This is a genomic window from Pseudomonas sp. OVF7 (assembly GCF_030644265.1).
Taxonomy (GTDB): Bacteria; Pseudomonadota; Gammaproteobacteria; order Pseudomonadales; family Pseudomonadaceae; genus Aquipseudomonas; species Aquipseudomonas gorinensis.
This window is the reverse complement of the sequence record NZ_CP128996.1, coordinates 439,942-454,662: the sequence shown is the minus strand read 5'-3', so window position 1 is coordinate 454,662 and position 14,721 is coordinate 439,942. Positions and strand designations below refer to the sequence as shown.

Annotated in this window: 14 protein-coding genes; 10 read left to right on the top strand and 4 right to left on the bottom strand. The window is 61.6% G+C overall.

The window, feature by feature from the left end; all coding sequences use genetic code 11:
- The first annotated feature begins 7 nt into the window (after positions 1 to 7).
- The 4 genes from QU606_RS02040 to QU606_RS02025 all read left to right on the top strand — a co-directional run bounded on the left by QU606_RS02040 (position 8) and on the right by QU606_RS02025 (position 4,811).
- Positions 8 to 1,363, top strand: coding sequence for a pitrilysin family protein (locus tag QU606_RS02040; protein WP_069077193.1), 1,356 nt, complete (start codon positions 8 to 10; stop codon positions 1,361 to 1,363).
- Positions 1,356 to 2,846: a pitrilysin family protein gene (locus QU606_RS02035; protein WP_024077921.1), complete on the top strand. Its 1,491-nt coding sequence runs from the start codon at positions 1,356 to 1,358 to the stop codon at positions 2,844 to 2,846. Before QU606_RS02040 ends, QU606_RS02035 begins: the two co-directional genes overlap by 8 nt.
- Complete coding sequence (gene rsmD, locus QU606_RS02030) at positions 2,846 to 3,463, top strand: 16S rRNA (guanine(966)-N(2))-methyltransferase RsmD (RefSeq protein ID WP_024077922.1); 618 nt, start codon at positions 2,846 to 2,848, stop codon at positions 3,461 to 3,463. Before QU606_RS02035 ends, rsmD begins: the two co-directional genes overlap by 1 nt.
- A 352-nt stretch (positions 3,464 to 3,815) precedes the next feature.
- Positions 3,816 to 4,811, top strand: a complete 996-nt coding sequence (locus QU606_RS02025) for a hydrolase (protein ID WP_069077216.1) — start codon at positions 3,816 to 3,818, stop codon at positions 4,809 to 4,811.
- A gap of 67 nt (positions 4,812 to 4,878) precedes the next feature.
- Here QU606_RS02025 and QU606_RS02020 read toward each other — a convergent pair whose 3' ends face one another.
- Both QU606_RS02020 and QU606_RS02015 read right to left on the bottom strand, forming a co-directional pair.
- Complete coding sequence (locus tag QU606_RS02020) at positions 4,879 to 5,733, bottom strand: sulfurtransferase (RefSeq protein WP_024077924.1); 855 nt, start codon at positions 5,731 to 5,733, stop codon at positions 4,879 to 4,881.
- Between the two features lie 32 nt (positions 5,734 to 5,765).
- Positions 5,766 to 6,437 (bottom strand): TetR/AcrR family transcriptional regulator, encoded by a 672-nt coding sequence (locus tag QU606_RS02015; protein ID WP_069077217.1) that lies wholly within the window; start codon positions 6,435 to 6,437, stop codon positions 5,766 to 5,768.
- A 146-nt stretch (positions 6,438 to 6,583) separates the two neighbouring features.
- On the opposite strand from QU606_RS02015, the gene QU606_RS02010 reads away from it, so the two are divergent.
- The 5 genes from QU606_RS02010 to QU606_RS01990 all read left to right on the top strand — a co-directional run bounded on the left by QU606_RS02010 (position 6,584) and on the right by QU606_RS01990 (position 11,394).
- Positions 6,584 to 8,011 (top strand): coniferyl aldehyde dehydrogenase, encoded by a 1,428-nt coding sequence (locus QU606_RS02010; RefSeq protein ID WP_102624176.1) that lies wholly within the window; start codon positions 6,584 to 6,586, stop codon positions 8,009 to 8,011.
- A gap of 28 nt (positions 8,012 to 8,039) precedes the next feature.
- Positions 8,040 to 8,585 carry a twin-arginine translocation pathway signal protein gene (locus QU606_RS02005; RefSeq protein ID WP_069077219.1) on the top strand — a complete coding sequence of 182 codons (546 nt, stop codon included), beginning with the start codon at positions 8,040 to 8,042 and terminating at the stop codon, positions 8,583 to 8,585.
- A 71-nt stretch (positions 8,586 to 8,656) separates the two neighbouring features.
- Entirely contained in the window at positions 8,657 to 10,252 is a 1,596-nt protein-coding gene (locus QU606_RS02000) for a GMC family oxidoreductase (RefSeq protein WP_069077220.1), read from the top strand.
- Positions 10,253 to 10,366: 114 nt separating this feature from the next.
- Entirely contained in the window at positions 10,367 to 10,846 is a 480-nt protein-coding gene (gene coaD / locus QU606_RS01995; protein WP_003176711.1) for a pantetheine-phosphate adenylyltransferase, read from the top strand.
- A 296-nt stretch (positions 10,847 to 11,142) separates the two neighbouring features.
- Positions 11,143 to 11,394 carry a YfhL family 4Fe-4S dicluster ferredoxin gene (locus QU606_RS01990; protein ID WP_010564414.1) on the top strand — a complete coding sequence of 84 codons (252 nt, stop codon included), beginning with the start codon at positions 11,143 to 11,145 and terminating at the stop codon, positions 11,392 to 11,394.
- Positions 11,395 to 11,518: 124 nt separating this feature from the next.
- Here QU606_RS01990 and mutM read toward each other — a convergent pair whose 3' ends face one another.
- A complete protein-coding gene (gene mutM / locus QU606_RS01985) occupies positions 11,519 to 12,331 on the bottom strand; it encodes a bifunctional DNA-formamidopyrimidine glycosylase/DNA-(apurinic or apyrimidinic site) lyase (protein WP_024077929.1) in 813 nt (270 codons plus the stop codon).
- Between the two features lie 21 nt (positions 12,332 to 12,352).
- Positions 12,353 to 13,219 carry an HDOD domain-containing protein gene (locus QU606_RS01980; RefSeq protein ID WP_024077930.1) on the bottom strand — a complete coding sequence of 289 codons (867 nt, stop codon included), beginning with the start codon at positions 13,217 to 13,219 and terminating at the stop codon, positions 12,353 to 12,355.
- Between the two features lie 133 nt (positions 13,220 to 13,352).
- On the opposite strand from QU606_RS01980, the gene QU606_RS01975 reads away from it, so the two are divergent.
- Entirely contained in the window at positions 13,353 to 14,549 is a 1,197-nt protein-coding gene (locus QU606_RS01975) for a class I SAM-dependent rRNA methyltransferase (protein WP_304998062.1), read from the top strand.
- Positions 14,550 to 14,721: the final 172 nt, after the last annotated feature.

Sequence of the window (14,721 nt, the reverse complement as noted above, 5' to 3'; positions counted from 1 at the left end):
AAAACGAATGAATGCTCTAGCCCGCCGCGCTGCAGGCCTGCTGCTCAGCACAGTTTGTCTGCCCCTCTCAGCCTTGGCTGCCGACCCACAACCCACCCATGAATTCACCTTGGATAACGGCCTCAAGGTCGTGGTGCGCGAAGACCATCGCGCGCCGGTGGTGGTTTCGCAGGTCTGGTACAAGGTCGGTTCGAGCTACGAAACCCCAGGCCAGACCGGTTTGTCCCACGCTCTGGAACATATGATGTTCAAAGGCAGCGCCAAGGTCGGCCCCGGCGAAGCCTCGCTGATCCTGCGCGACCTGGGCGCCGAAGAAAATGCCTTCACCAGCGATGACTACACCGCTTATTACCAGGTACTGGCCCGCGACCGCCTGGGCGTCGCTTTCGAGCTGGAAGCCGACCGCATGGCCAGCCTGCGCCTGCCGGCCGACGAGTTCAGCCGCGAAATCGAGGTAATCAAGGAAGAGCGCCGCCTGCGCACTGACGATAACCCGATGTCCAAGGCCTTCGAGCGCTTCAAGGCCATGGCCTACCCCGCCAGTGGCTACCACACGCCGACCATCGGCTGGATGGCCGACCTCGACCGCATGAAGGTCGAGGAACTGCGCCACTGGTACCAGTCCTGGTATGTGCCGAACAACGCCACGCTGGTAGTGGTGGGCGATGTAACCCCGGATGAGGTAAAAAACCTGGCCCAGCGCTACTTCGGCCCTATCCCCAAGCGTGACGTACCGCCCGCCAAGATCCCGATGGAACTGGCCGAGCCCGGCGAGCGCCTGTTGACGATGCACGTGCAGACCCAATTGCCGAGTGTGATCCTGGGCTTCAACGTACCCGGCCTGGCCACCGCCGAAGACAAGCGCTCGGTCCAAGCCCTGCGCCTGATCTCGGCCCTGCTGGACGGTGGCTACAGTGCACGGATCTCCGAGCAACTGGAGCGTGGTGAAGAGCTGGTATCCGCCGCATCCACCAACTACGACGCCTACACCCGGGGTGACAGCCTGTTCACCCTCTCGGCCACCCCGAACCAGCAAAAGAAAAAGACCGTCGCCCAAGCCGAAGCCGGCCTGTGGCGCCTGCTGGAAGAGTTGAAGGCCAAGCCACCGACCGCCGAAGAACTGGAGCGCATCCGTGCCCAGGTCATCGCCGGCCTGGTATACCAACGTGATTCCATCACCAGCCAGGCAACGGCCATCGGCTCCCTGGAAACCGTCGGCCTGTCCTGGAAACTCATGGACACCGAGCTGGCCGACCTGCAAAGCGTGACCCCGGAAGACATCCAGAAGGCCGCACGCACCTATTTCACCCGCGAACGTCTCAGCGTCGCCCATGTTCTGCCTCAGGAGACCGCTCATGAGTGATCGCAAAAGCAGCCGCCTGATCCTGCCCGGCCTGATCGCCGTCACCTTGATCGCAGCAAGCGCCGTGTATTTCCTGCGCCCCAGCGAGTCCGTCGCCAGCCAGGCCCTGGACAAGGCCCAATCGGCCAACAAGCTGCAATCTCTGGCAGAGCTGAACGGCAAGGCGCCGACCAATCGCAAGCTCGATGTGCAAACCTGGACCACCGCCGAAGGCGCCAAGGTGCTGTTCGTCGAGGCCCATGAACTGCCGATGTTCGACATGCGTATCCTGTTCGCCGCTGGCAGCAGCCAGGACGGCAACGTCCCGGGCCTCGCGCTGATGACCAACGCCATGCTCAACGAAGGCGTGCCGGGCAAGGATGTCAGCCAGATCGCCAGCGGTTTTGAAAGCCTGGGCGCCGACTTTGGCAATGGCGCTTATCGCGACATGGCGCTGGTCTCCCTGCGCAGCCTGAGCGACAGCACCAAGCGCGACGCCGCCCTGACGCTGTTTGACCAGGTGATTGGCAAGCCGACCTTCCCCGCCGACTCCCTGGCACGGATCAAGAACCAGATCCTCGCCGGCTTTGAATACCAGAAGCAGAACCCCGGCAAACTGGCCAGCCTTGAACTGTTCAAGCGCCTGTACGGCGATCACCCTTACGCTCACCCAAGCGAAGGCACGCCAGAAAGCGTTCCGAAGATTACCCTCGCGCAGTTGCAGGCGTTCCACGCCAAGGCTTATGCGGCGGGTAATGCCGTGATTGCCGTGGTCGGTGATTTGACCCGCGCCGAAGCCGAAGCGATGACGGCCAAAGTGTCGGCCTCGCTGCCCAAGGGCCCGGCCCTGGCGAAGATCGCCCAGCCGACCGAGCCCAAGGCTGGCCTGAGCCATATCGAGTTTCCGTCCAAGCAGACCCACCTGTTGTTCGCCCAACTGGGTATCGACCGCGCCGACCCGGACTACGCGGCCCTCTCCCTGGGCAACCAGATCCTCGGCGGCGGTGGTTTCGGCACCCGGTTGATGAGTGAAGTGCGCGAGAAGCGCGGCCTGACCTACGGCGTGTACTCCGGTTTCTCGCCGATGCAGGCACGCGGCCCGTTCATGATCAACCTGCAGACCCGCGCGGAAATGAGCGGTGGCACCCTGCGCCTGGTCGAGGATGTGCTCGCCGACTACCTCAAGACCGGCCCGACGCAAAAGGAGCTGGATGACGCCAAGCGCGAGCTGGCCGGCAGCTTCCCGCTGTCGACCGCGAGCAACGCCGATATCGTCGGGCAACTGGGCGCCATGGGTTTCTACAACCTGCCGCTGAGCTACCTGGAAGATTTCATGAAACAATCCCAGGCCCTGACCGTAGAGCAGGTCAAGGCTGCCTTGAACAAACACTTGAGCGCCGACAAGATGGTCATCGTGACCGCGGGCCCGACCACTGCGCAAAAGCCACTACCGCCCCCCACTGATAAACCTGCCGAGCAGCCGCTCGGGGTTCCGGAGCATTAATGGCCAGTTCATCTCGCCCGAAAAAACCTGTCCACAACGTGCATAACGGTGTGGGCCAACTGCGCATCATTGGCGGCGAATGGGGCAGCCGCAAGCTGAGCTTCCCCGACGTCGTGGGCCTGCGCCCAACGCCGGATCGCGTGCGCGAAACCCTGTTCAACTGGCTGGCCCCGTACATCGCCGGGGCGAAGGTGCTGGACCCGTTTGCCGGCAGCGGCGCCCTGTTCCTGGAGGCGCTGTCCCGTGGCGCGGCCCAGGCACAGGCGCTGGATGCCAGCAATGTGGCGGTGTCCAGCCTCAAGGAGCACCTGGGCACCCTGCGCTGCACCAACGGCCAGGTGCAGACCGCTGACGCGCTGCGCTACCTGGAAACCCAGGCGGCGAGCGAATACGACGTGGTGTTCCTCGACCCGCCATTCAACCAGAACCTGTTGCCGACGGTGTGCGCATTGCTTGAAGAGCGCCAATGGCTGGCACCGGACTCATGGATCTACACTGAAAGCGAGACGGCACCGTCTACCTTGGGTTTGCCGGGCGCCTGGCGCCTGCACCGGGAGCAAAAATCCGGGCGGGTGTATTACGCGCTGTGGCATCGGTTGGTCGAAAGCGCCGTCTGACCTTTCAGACTGGCGTCAAGTGTGGCGAGCGGGCTTGCCCCGCGTTGGGCTGCGAAGCAGCCCTAAAACCTGCGACGGCACTCTGACTGAATAAATGCGGTGTTCTTGATGGGGCTGCTTCGAAGCCCAACGCGGGGCAAGCCCTAATGCCGTTCAGTTAAGCGTACATCGCCTTCTGTAGGAGCGAGCTTGCTCGCGAAAAACCTCAACGATAACGCGTGTTTCCTGAGTGAACGCGGCGCCTGTGAGTTCTTCGCGAGCAAGCTCGCTCCTACAAAAAAGCCTTAACTGAACGGCATTAGGGCAAGCCCGCTCGCCACAGACAGTGAGTTAGCTCAAAACCGAGAGTTTCATGACACCGTCCTCCGACCTGTTCACCCCCGCCTTCGGCCTCGGCAACCCTCACCTGCAAACCCTGTGGGGGCCGCTGTGGCGCCCTACCACCCACATCGAACGCCAGCGCGAACGGCTATGGCTGGAAGATGGCGACTTTCTCGACCTCGACTGGCACGGCCCGCACGACGCGCAAGCACCGTTGGTACTGGTGCTGCACGGGCTCACCGGCTCATCCAACTCGCCTTACGTGGCCGGCCTGCAAAAAGCCCTCGCCGTACAAGGCTGGGCCAGCGCAGCCCTGAACTGGCGCGGCTGCTCGGGCGAGCCGAACCTGTTGGCGCGCAGCTATCACTCCGGGGCCAGTGAAGACCTGGCAGCCACGATTACCCACCTGCGCACCAAACGACCATTGGCACCGCTGTATGCAGTGGGTTATTCGCTGGGCGGCAATGTGCTGCTCAAGCATTTGGGCGAAACCGGCGACGCTTCGGGGCTGCAAGGCGCAGCAGCGGTGTCGGTGCCGTTTCGCCTGGACCAGTGCGCAGATCGCATCGGGCTGGGCTTTTCGCGGATCTATCAAAAGCACTTCATGCGCGAAATGCTCGCGTATATCCGCGCCAAACAAAGCCGCTTTTTACAGGATGGTCGTGCGGACGGGCTGAAAACCCTGGAAGCCCTCGGTTCACTGGAGAAGATGCGCACGTTCTGGGACTTCGATGGCCGGGTGACCGCGCCGCTGCATGGTTTCTTGAGTGCCGAGGACTATTACCGGCGCGCGTCGAGCCGCTACTACCTGGGCGCTATCCGCACACCGACGTTGATTATCCAAGCTGCCGACGACCCGTTCGTATTCGCCCACAGCTTGCCCGAAGCCAGCGAGCTGTCGGCATGCACCGAGTTTGAGCTGACGACCAAAGGTGGGCACGTGGGCTTCGTCGATGGCTCACTGAAACGCCCCAGCTACTACCTGGAGCGGCGCATCCCCCAATGGCTGCTGGCCCAACACGGTTGAAGTAAAACCGTAGACATCGTTTACATCTGAAACCGGGGACATCGTTTACACATTTGAGGCAGGGAACTCAGTCACCCGTAGCGATTGCCCGCGCGGGATCGGTAATCCACTCGCTCCACGACCCCGCATACAACTTGCCCAACGGGTAACCCGCCAGGCTCAGGGCGAACAGGTTGTGGCACGCCGTCACGCCCGAGCCGCAGTACGCCACCAGATCTTCGGGCGAGCGGCCCTGCAACTGCGCGGCGAAGCGTTGCTTGAGTTGGTCGGCCGGCAGGAAACGCCCATCACTGCCCAGGTTTTCGCTAAACGCTGCACATTGAGCACCGGGGATATGCCCAGCAATCGGGTCAATAGGCTCAACTTCACCGCGAAAACGTGCTTGGGCACGGGCATCGATCAAGGTCAGGCCGGGCTGGCCCAGGCGTTTTTGCAGCTGTTCGGCGTCCAGCAGCAGGTGATTGTCCGGCGCCCCCACAAAGGTGCCAGGCGCAATTACCGGCGCATCCAGGCTCAACGGGAAACCCGCGGAGTGCCAGGCCTTGAGGCCACCGTCCAGGATAAACACGCCGTCACGCTTACCCAGCCAGGCCAACAGCCACCAGGCGCGAGCGGCATAGGCGCCGGGGCCGTCGTCATAAAGCACCACGTCGGTGTCGGCATTGATGCCCCAGGCCTGGAGCTGTTCGACGAATCTTTTCGCCTCTGGCAAGGGATGACGCCCGGTCACCCCCTTGGTCACCGGCCCGCTCAAATGGCGCTCCAGGTCAGCATATTGCGCGCCTTCGATATGCCCTTCGGCGTAGCTGCAACGCCCGTAATCCGGGTCTTCCAGGGCAAAACGGCAATCCAGGATCACCAGCCCCGCCGACTTTTGGCGCTCGGCTAATTGCTGGGGGCTGATCAATTGGGCAAGTGGCATGACGGACTCCTACAAATACAGGTGGGAAAGGTCTACTTCACTTCTTCCAGTGCCTGGTTCAACGGCACGTAAAACTCTTTGAACAACGCATCCACCGCCTCTTTGGCCTGAGGCGTGACAAACCCCGCCTCCAGCACCAGCACCTGGTACACACCGCGCTTGATTGCCTCGGCGCTCAAATGCGTGGAATTTTCGTTGGTGGTGCACAAGAAACGCACCCAAGAGGTGAGGATGATCCAGGCATTGAGGGTCAGGGCTTCGGTCTGCACCGGGTTCATATTAAGGATGCCGGCGTCGACAAACCCCTGGTAGATGGCGCCGCCCTGGATCAGGCAACGCTGGGAAAACCGCCGGTAGCCGGTGGCCAGTTCCGGGTCGCTTTCCAGCAAGTGTTCAAGGTCGCGATGCAAGAAGCGGTAGCGCCACATCCCGGCCAATACGGCCTGCAGGTAGAAACGCTTATCCTCCACGACCATTGCACGCCCCTGGGGCGGGCGCAGGAAGCTGTCGACCAACGCTTCATATTCGCGAAACAGCACGGCGATGATCGCTTGCTTGTTGGGGAAGTGGTAGTACAGGTTGCCCGGCGAAATTTCCATATGGGCGGCGATATGGTTGGTGCTGACACTACGCTCGCCCTGCTGGTTAAAAAGCTCCAGGCTGGTTTGCACAATGCGCTCGCTGGTCTTTACTCGTGGTGCCATAGGGGATCAGCTTCTGTACACGTGATCGGGCATCTTACGGCCTATCCTGATTGGGATAAATCCGGATGTTACTGCAATGTTATTTGACAATTTAGAGTAATGACTCTAAAAATCCAGGCAGACCTATAACAATCGGGAACTGCGCCATGTCTGCCAACGTTGCCTACCTCCAGGATTCCCAGGCACTGGACCAACTCCAGGGCTTGTTCGATGCCCAGCGTCGCGCCTATGTGGCCAACCCGATGCCGCCGGCCGCGCAACGCCAGCAATGGCTCAAGGCCCTGCGCGAGTTGCTCAGCGACGAACGTCAGGCGCTGATCAACGCGATCAGCCAGGACTTCAGCCACCGCAGCGCAGACGAAACCCTGTTCGCCGAGCTGATGCCCAGCCTGCATGGCATTCACTACGCCAGTAAACACCTCAAGGGCTGGATGAAACCTTCCCGCCGCGCTGTAGGTATAGCCTTCCAACCCGCGTCAGCCAAAGTTATCTACCAACCGCTGGGCGTGGTCGGGGTGATTGTGCCCTGGAACTACCCGCTGTACCTGGCCATCGGCCCGCTGGTCGGCGCCCTGGCGGCCGGTAACCGGGTAATGCTCAAGCTGAGCGAGTCCACCCCCGCTACCGGCGCGCTGCTCAAGACCCTGCTGGCGAAGATCTTCCCTGAAGACCTGGTGTGTGTGGTGCTGGGCGAGGCCGACGTGGGCATGGCGTTTTCCAGGCTGCGCTTCGACCACCTGCTGTTCACGGGTGCCACCAGCATTGGCAAGCATGTGATGCGCGCCGCAGCCGAACACCTCACGCCGGTGACGCTGGAGCTGGGCGGCAAGTCCCCGGCCATCGTCTCGGCGGATGTGCCGCTCAAGGACGCCGCCGAACGTATCGCGTTCGGCAAGGCCCTGAATGCCGGGCAAACCTGTGTGGCACCGGACTACGTGCTGGTTCCGGAAGATCGCGTCGAGGGTTTTGTCGAGGCTTACAGCCAGGCGATTCGCGGGTTTTATCCGACCTTGGCCGACAACCCGGACTACACCGCCATCATCAACGAGCGGCAATTGGCCCGGCTGAATGCTTACGTAAAGGACGCCACCGACAAGGGGGCCACCCTGATCCCGCTGTACGAGCAGAACCAGGCACGGCGCATGGCCCACAGCCTGCTGTTGAATGTCAGTGACGACATGACCGTGATGCAGGATGAAATCTTCGGCCCTGTGCTGCCGATCGTGCCTTATCGCGGCCTCGACCAGGCGTTTGCCTACATCAACCAACGCCCTCGCCCACTGGCCCTGTATTACTTCGGCTACAACAAGCGCGAACAGAACCGCGTGCTCCACGAAACCCACTCCGGTGGCGTGTGCCTGAACGACACCCTGCTGCACGTCGCCCAGGACGACATGCCCTTTGGCGGGATCGGCCCTTCAGGCATGGGCCATTACCATGGCCATGAAGGTTTTCTCACGTTCAGCAAGGCCAAGGGGGTACTGGTGAAACAGCGCCTCAATGCGGCAAAGCTGATCTACCCGCCCTACGGCAAATCGATCCAGAAGTTGATCCAGAAGCTGTTCGTTCGCTGATACCGCCACCCTCGGGATAACAATAACAATGAACCCTAGCCTGACTGATTCACCCGCGCTGTCGCGGCGCGGCGTCTTGAAAATCGGCCTGTGCGCCAGTGCCTTCCTGGCCACCGCCGGGCTGGGCGCCAGCCTCAGCGGCTGCTCCAGCAGCACCCCGGCCAACGGCTTCGCCATGCTGCGCGCCAGTGATTTGCCATTTCTGCGCGCGGTGATCCCGGTCCTGCTGGAAGGCGTGGCCAGCGCCCAGGAAGTCGCCAACGGGATTGAAGACACGCTGAAAAAGCTCGACTACAGCCTGCAACACCTGTCGCCGGAGATGTTCAAGCTGACCGAGCAGTTGTTCGACGTGCTCGGCATGGGCATCACCCGTGGCCCACTGACCGGCATCTGGGGCAGTTGGGAAAACGCCAGCAGCGAGCAAATCCGCAACTTTCTGCACCGCTGGGAAAACAGCTACCTGAACCTGCTGCGCATGGGCCAGGGCTCGCTGCTCAAGCTGGTGATCATGGCCTGGTACTTCCGACCGGCGTCCTGGGCACATTGCGGTTACCCCGGGCCACCGAAGATCTAGCCGTGTTCTCCGGCGCCCACATTGACGACAACGTCCTAGCCTTTAACGCATAAAAACAAGAGTGCCCCTCTATGCCCGTACCCGATTTGTTTCGCGACGGCCTGGCCCGTGGCTGGAAAACCCACAACGGCGCCGCCCTGGACAACGACCTGACCCTGGATGCCGACGTCGCAATCATCGGCAGCGGTGCCGGCGGCGGTACCACCGCTGAGATCCTCAGCGCCGCCGGCTACAAAGTGCTGCTGATCGAAGAAGGCCCGCTCAAGACCAGCAGCGATTTCAAGCTGCTCGAAGATGAGGCTTACGCCAGCCTGTACCAAGAGGGCATCGGTCGCATGAGTAAGGATGGCGCCATTACCATCCTGCAAGGCCGGGCAGTGGGCGGCACGACGTTGATCAACTGGACCTCGAGTTTTCGCACCCCGGACGCCACCCTCGCCCATTGGGCCAGCGAATACGCGGTCAGGGGCCACAGCAGTGCCGAGATGGCGCCGTGGTTCGAAAAGATGGAGCAGCGCCTGGGCATCGCACCCTGGGCCATGCCGCCCAACGCCAATAACGATGTGATCCGCAAAGGTTGCGAGAAGCTCGGCTACAGCTGGCATGTGATCCCGCGCAACGTGCGCGGCTGTTTCAACCTGGGGTATTGCGGCATGGGCTGCCCGGTCAATGCCAAGCAGTCGATGCTGGTGACCACCATTCCCTCCACCCTGGAGAAAGGTGGTGAACTGCTCTACCTGGCCCGCGCCGAGCGCCTGAGATACAGCGGCGACACGATCAGCAGCCTGGAATGCGTGGCCATGGACGAACGCTGCGTGGCCCCCACCGGGCGCAAGATCACGGTCAAGGCCAAGCATTACGTACTCGCGGGTGGCGGCATCAATAGTCCGGCACTGCTGATGCGCTCGAACGCCCCTGACCCGCATTCACGGCTGGGCAAGCGTACGTTCTTGCACTTGGTGAATTTCTCCGCGGGGCTGTTCGATGAGGTGATCAACCCCTTCTACGGTGCGCCACAGTCGATCTATTCCGACCACTTCCAATGGCAGGACGGCACCACCGGCAAAATGTCCTACAAACTGGAAGCACCGCCGCTGCACCCGGCGCTGGCCAGCACCCTGCTCGGCGGCTACGGCACCCAGAACGCCCTGGACATGAGCCAATTGCCCCACACTCACGCCATGCTCGCCTTGCTGCGCGACGGTTTCCATCCCGATAGCCCCGGTGGCAGCGTGGAATTGCGCGGTGACGGTACGCCGGTGCTCGACTATCAGGTGTCGGACTACGCCTGGGACGGCCTGCGCCGCGCCTTCCACAGCATGGCCGAGATCCAGTTCGCGGCAGGTGCCAAGTCGGTCAAGCCGCTGCATCACGATGCGCAGTATGTGAAGACCCTGGCCGAAGCCCGGAGCCTGATCGACGGCCTTAACCTGGAATTGCACCGCACCTGCCTGGGCAGCGCCCATGTGATGGGCGGTTGCGCCATGGGCGAAGACCCGAAAAATGCCGTGGCCGACAGCCTCGGTCGCCATCACCAGCTGCGCAATCTGTCGATCCACGATGGCTCGCTGTTCCCCACGAGCATTGGCGCCAACCCGCAGTTGTCGGTGTATGGATTGACCGCGCAACTGGCGTCGGCATTGGCCGAACGTCTGAAAACAGCATGAAAAAAGCCGGTATTCGGGGTGTCTATAGTGCTTTCTTCTGCATAAGTTGACTTGGCCGACCGGGATGGCTGCGATACCATCCGGTTCCCCAACGGACTCCGCCAGGACGACGCGATGAACCGAGTGTTGTACCCAGGTACCTTCGACCCGATTACCAAAGGCCATGGCGATCTGGTCGAACGTGCCTCACGCTTGTTCGACCACGTGATCATCGCGGTCGCGGCCAGCCCCAAGAAAAACCCGCTGTTTCCCCTGGAACAGCGCGTGGAGCTGGCGCGTGAGGTCACCAAGCACCTGCCTAACGTTGAAGTGGTGGGCTTCTCGACGTTGCTGGCGCACTTCGCCAAGGAGCAGAACGCCAATGTGTTCCTGCGCGGCTTGCGTGCGGTGTCGGACTTCGAATACGAATTCCAGCTGGCCAACATGAATCGCCAACTGGCGCCGGACGTGGAAAGCCTGTTCCTCACGCCGTCGGAACGTTATTCGTTCATTTCCTCGACGCTGGTCCGTGAAATCGCCGCATTGGGCGGGGATATCACCAAGTTCGTCCACCCGGCCGTGGCGGATGCACTGACGCTGCGCTTCAAGAAGTAATGCTCTTATTGGCAAGCCGGGTTTGACTGTGGCGAGCGGGCTTGCCCCGCGTTGGGCTGCGCAGCGGCCCTAAAACCAGGCGACCAGATTCTGCCTGAAACTACGCAGTGCCTTTATTGGGGCCGCTACGCAGCCCAACGCGGGGCAAGCCCGCTCGCCACAACAACAAAGTAGTCCTCTACACGACATGCCGGACGGCCACAGGTCATGTGCACTCGCACTGCGGGCGCCAATGCGGCACAATTGCGCGCATTCGTTTTCAGATGCCTTGGCTGACAGCCCTGGCAGGAGTTTCCATGTCCCTGATCATCACCGACGATTGCATCAACTGCGACGTCTGCGAACCTGAGTGCCCGAACGCTGCGATTTCACAAGGCGAAGAGATCTATGTGATCGACCCCAACCTGTGCACCCAGTGCGTCGGCCACTACGACGAACCCCAGTGCCAGCAGGTGTGCCCGGTGGATTGCATTCCGCTGGATGAGGCACACCCCGAGACCGAAGCGCAGTTGATGGAGAAGTACCGGAAGATTACCGGTAAGGCTTGAGCTTCTTTAGTGCCTGTAAGGACCTCATCGGGGGCAAGCCCCCTCCCACACTTTGATTTGTGAATACCCTCAAAATGTGGGAGAGGGCTTGCCCCCGATAGCGATATCAGCCTTTACACCGCAATCAACTCTGGCACTTGGGGCAAAACACACTCGCCCGTTGCCCCAGCACCACGTTGCGCAATTCGCTCCCACAGACCTTGCACGCCTCGCCACCCCGGCCGTAGACGAACAATTCCTGCTGGAAATACCCCGGCTGCCCGTCACCGCCGATAAAGTCGCGCAACGTGGTGCCGCCACGCTCGATCGCCGCCGCCAGAATGCGCTTGATCTCGATCGCCAGCTTCAAATAACGCCCGCGTGAAATGCCGCCGGCGGCGCGACGCGGATCAATCCCCGCCGCAAACAACGCCTCAGTCGCATAGATATTGCCCACGCCGACCACCACCGCGTTGTCCATGATGAACGGTTTCACCGCCATCGACTTGCCGCGAGACAGTTGAAACAAACGCTCACCGTCGAACAGCTCGGTCAACGGCTCCGGCCCCAGGCGCAGCAGCAGTTCGTGGTTATGCGGGTCCTGGCTCCAGAGCATTGCGCCGAAACGCCGAGGGTCGGTGTAACGCAGGGCCAGGCCGGATTCAAGCTCGATGTCCACATGCTCATGCTTGGCCGCCGGCATGCCGACCTCCACCAAGCGCAGGTTACCGGACATGCCCAGGTGGCTGATCAAGGTGCCCACTTCGGCGTTGATCAACAGGTACTTGGCCCGTCGTTCCACCAGCACGATGCGCTGCCCGGACAGGCGCACATCCAGGTCTTCCGGGATCGGCCAGCGCAGGCGCCGTTCGCGCACCACGACGCGGCTGACCCGCTGGCCTTCCAGGTGCGGCGCGATCCCGCGCCGGGTGGTTTCGACTTCAGGTAACTCGGGCATGTGGACCTCTTGAAGGGGGGATCAGTGCGCGCCCAGCTCGCGGATCGACAGCTTCATGCTTTCGAAGTCGTAGTCCGACAGGCCCACGTAGTCCAGCACCAGGTGGCCAATGGCGTTCCACTCATGGTCCTCCGCCTGGTTGCCCAACACGCGGTAGGACGAGCAGATGTGCTCGGCCATTTTCAGGATCGCCAGCAGGTTTTTCAGCTGCGGATTGCGCGACGACTCATCGCTGAAGATCGCCAGGGCATTGTGGTGGTTGGCGATGGCATCGGTCACATGTTCCGGCAGGCGCCAGGACTTGGCCGTGTAGTAGCCGACCACGGCGTGGTTGGTGTTGAACGCATTGTTCTCGGTGTCGACTACCCGGCAATCGGCGCCGGCGTTGGCGTAGGCCTCTTCGAGCACCGCCATGTAGTCGGGGAAGCGCTTGAGCATCAACGGCACGCCGCAGTCGTGGAACAGGCCCAAGGCATAAGCCTCGTCGACTGCCTGGGAACCGGTGCGCTTGGCCAGGGTCAGGCAGGTCATCGCCACATCCTGGGCGGTGTCCCAAAAACGGTTGAGCGTAACGATGGTGTCGTCGCTCATCTCGCCTTTGATCGACAATGCGTTGATCAGGTTGATGATCGAACGGCTCCCCAACAGGTTAACCGCGCGCTGGATCGAAGCGATCTTGTTGCTCAAGCCGTAATACGACGAGTTGACGATCTTCAACAGCGCACCGGAAAGGCCTGGATCCTGGGAAATCAGCCGCGCAATCACTTCCAGGTCCGGATCGGGCATGTACTGCTCCATCTGCAAATCCACCATGATTTGCGGCTGAGGCGGTACGCTGATGCCTTGCAAGGCCTGTTGGATCTGTTCGGCGGAAAGCTCTGGGGACATAAGTGCATACTCTGGGCTAGGCGGAGATTCTAACCCTTATCCACGGCGCGCCGACACCTTCCCGCACATCCGGCAGCCCGGCCATTTCCTACACAACACGGTATACTCCCGCTCTTTTTTCCGGAGCGACGTCATGTCCCTGCCAAGCCTGCGTCTCAAAGCCAACGCCGATCGTCGTTTGCGCAACGGCCACCTGTGGGTCTACAGCAACGAAATCGACGTGGCCGCCACACCTCTTCACGGCTTCCAGGCAGGCGACCAGGCCATCCTGGAAGCGGCCGGCGGCAAGACCCTGGGCATCGTGGCCATGAGCCCGAACAACCTGATCTGCGCACGCCTGCTGTCGCGTGACATCAAGTTGCCCCTGGACAAGTCGCTGTTGGTGCACCGCCTCAACGTCGCCCTGTCCCTGCGCGAGCGCCTGTTCGACAAGCCGTTCTACCGCCTGGTCTACGGCGATTCCGACCTGTTGCCAGGCCTGGTGGTCGACCGTTTCGGCGACATCCTGGTGGTACAGATCGCCTCGGCGACCATGGAAGCCCATAAAGAAGACGTGATCGCCGCCTTGACCCAAGTGCTCAAGCCGAGCGGCATCCTGTTCAAGAATGACTCCGCCGCGCGCGATGCCGAAGGCCTCAACCGCTACGTCGAGACCGTGTTCGGCCTGGTGCCGGAGTGGGTGGCACTGGAAGAAAACGGCGTGAAATTCGAAGCCCCGGTGATCCAGGGCCAGAAAACCGGCTGGTTCTACGACCACCGCATGAACCGCGCGCGCCTGGCGCCGTATGCCAAAGGCAAACGTGTACTCGACCTGTACAGCTACATCGGTGGCTGGGGCGTGCAAGCGGCAGCCTTCGGCGCCAGTGAAGTATTCTGCGTCGACGCCTCGGCCTTCGCCCTCGACGGCGTCGAGCGCAACGCCGCGCTCAATGGTGTCGCCGAGAAAATGACCTGCATCGAAGGCGACGTCTTCGAAGCCCTGAAGGAACTCAAAGCCAGCGAAGAACGCTTCGACGTGATCGTCGCCGACCCGCCGGCCTTCATCAAACGCAAAAAAGACATGAAAAACGGCGAAGGCGCCTACCGCCGCCTCAACGAGCAAGCCATGCGCCTGCTCAGCAAGGACGGCATCCTGGTGAGCGCCTCGTGCTCGATGCACCTGCCCGAAGACGATCTGCAAAACATCCTGCTGACCAGCGCCCGCCACCTGGACCGTAACATCCAGATGCTCGAACGCGGCGGCCAGGGCCCGGATCACCCGGTACACCCGGCAATTGCCGAGACGCGCTATATCAAGAGCATTACGTGCCGGTTGTTGCCCAATAGCTAAATACCGAAACCGTCCCCCTGTAGGAGCGAGCTTGCTCGCGAAGACCCCATAGACGACGCGGGCTACCTGATAGCGCTGCGTTATCGTTGACGCTTTTCGCGAGCAAGCTCGCTCCTACAGGGGCGGCGTACACCAATACGGGACGCTTCGCACAATAGATTTGATTGAATTC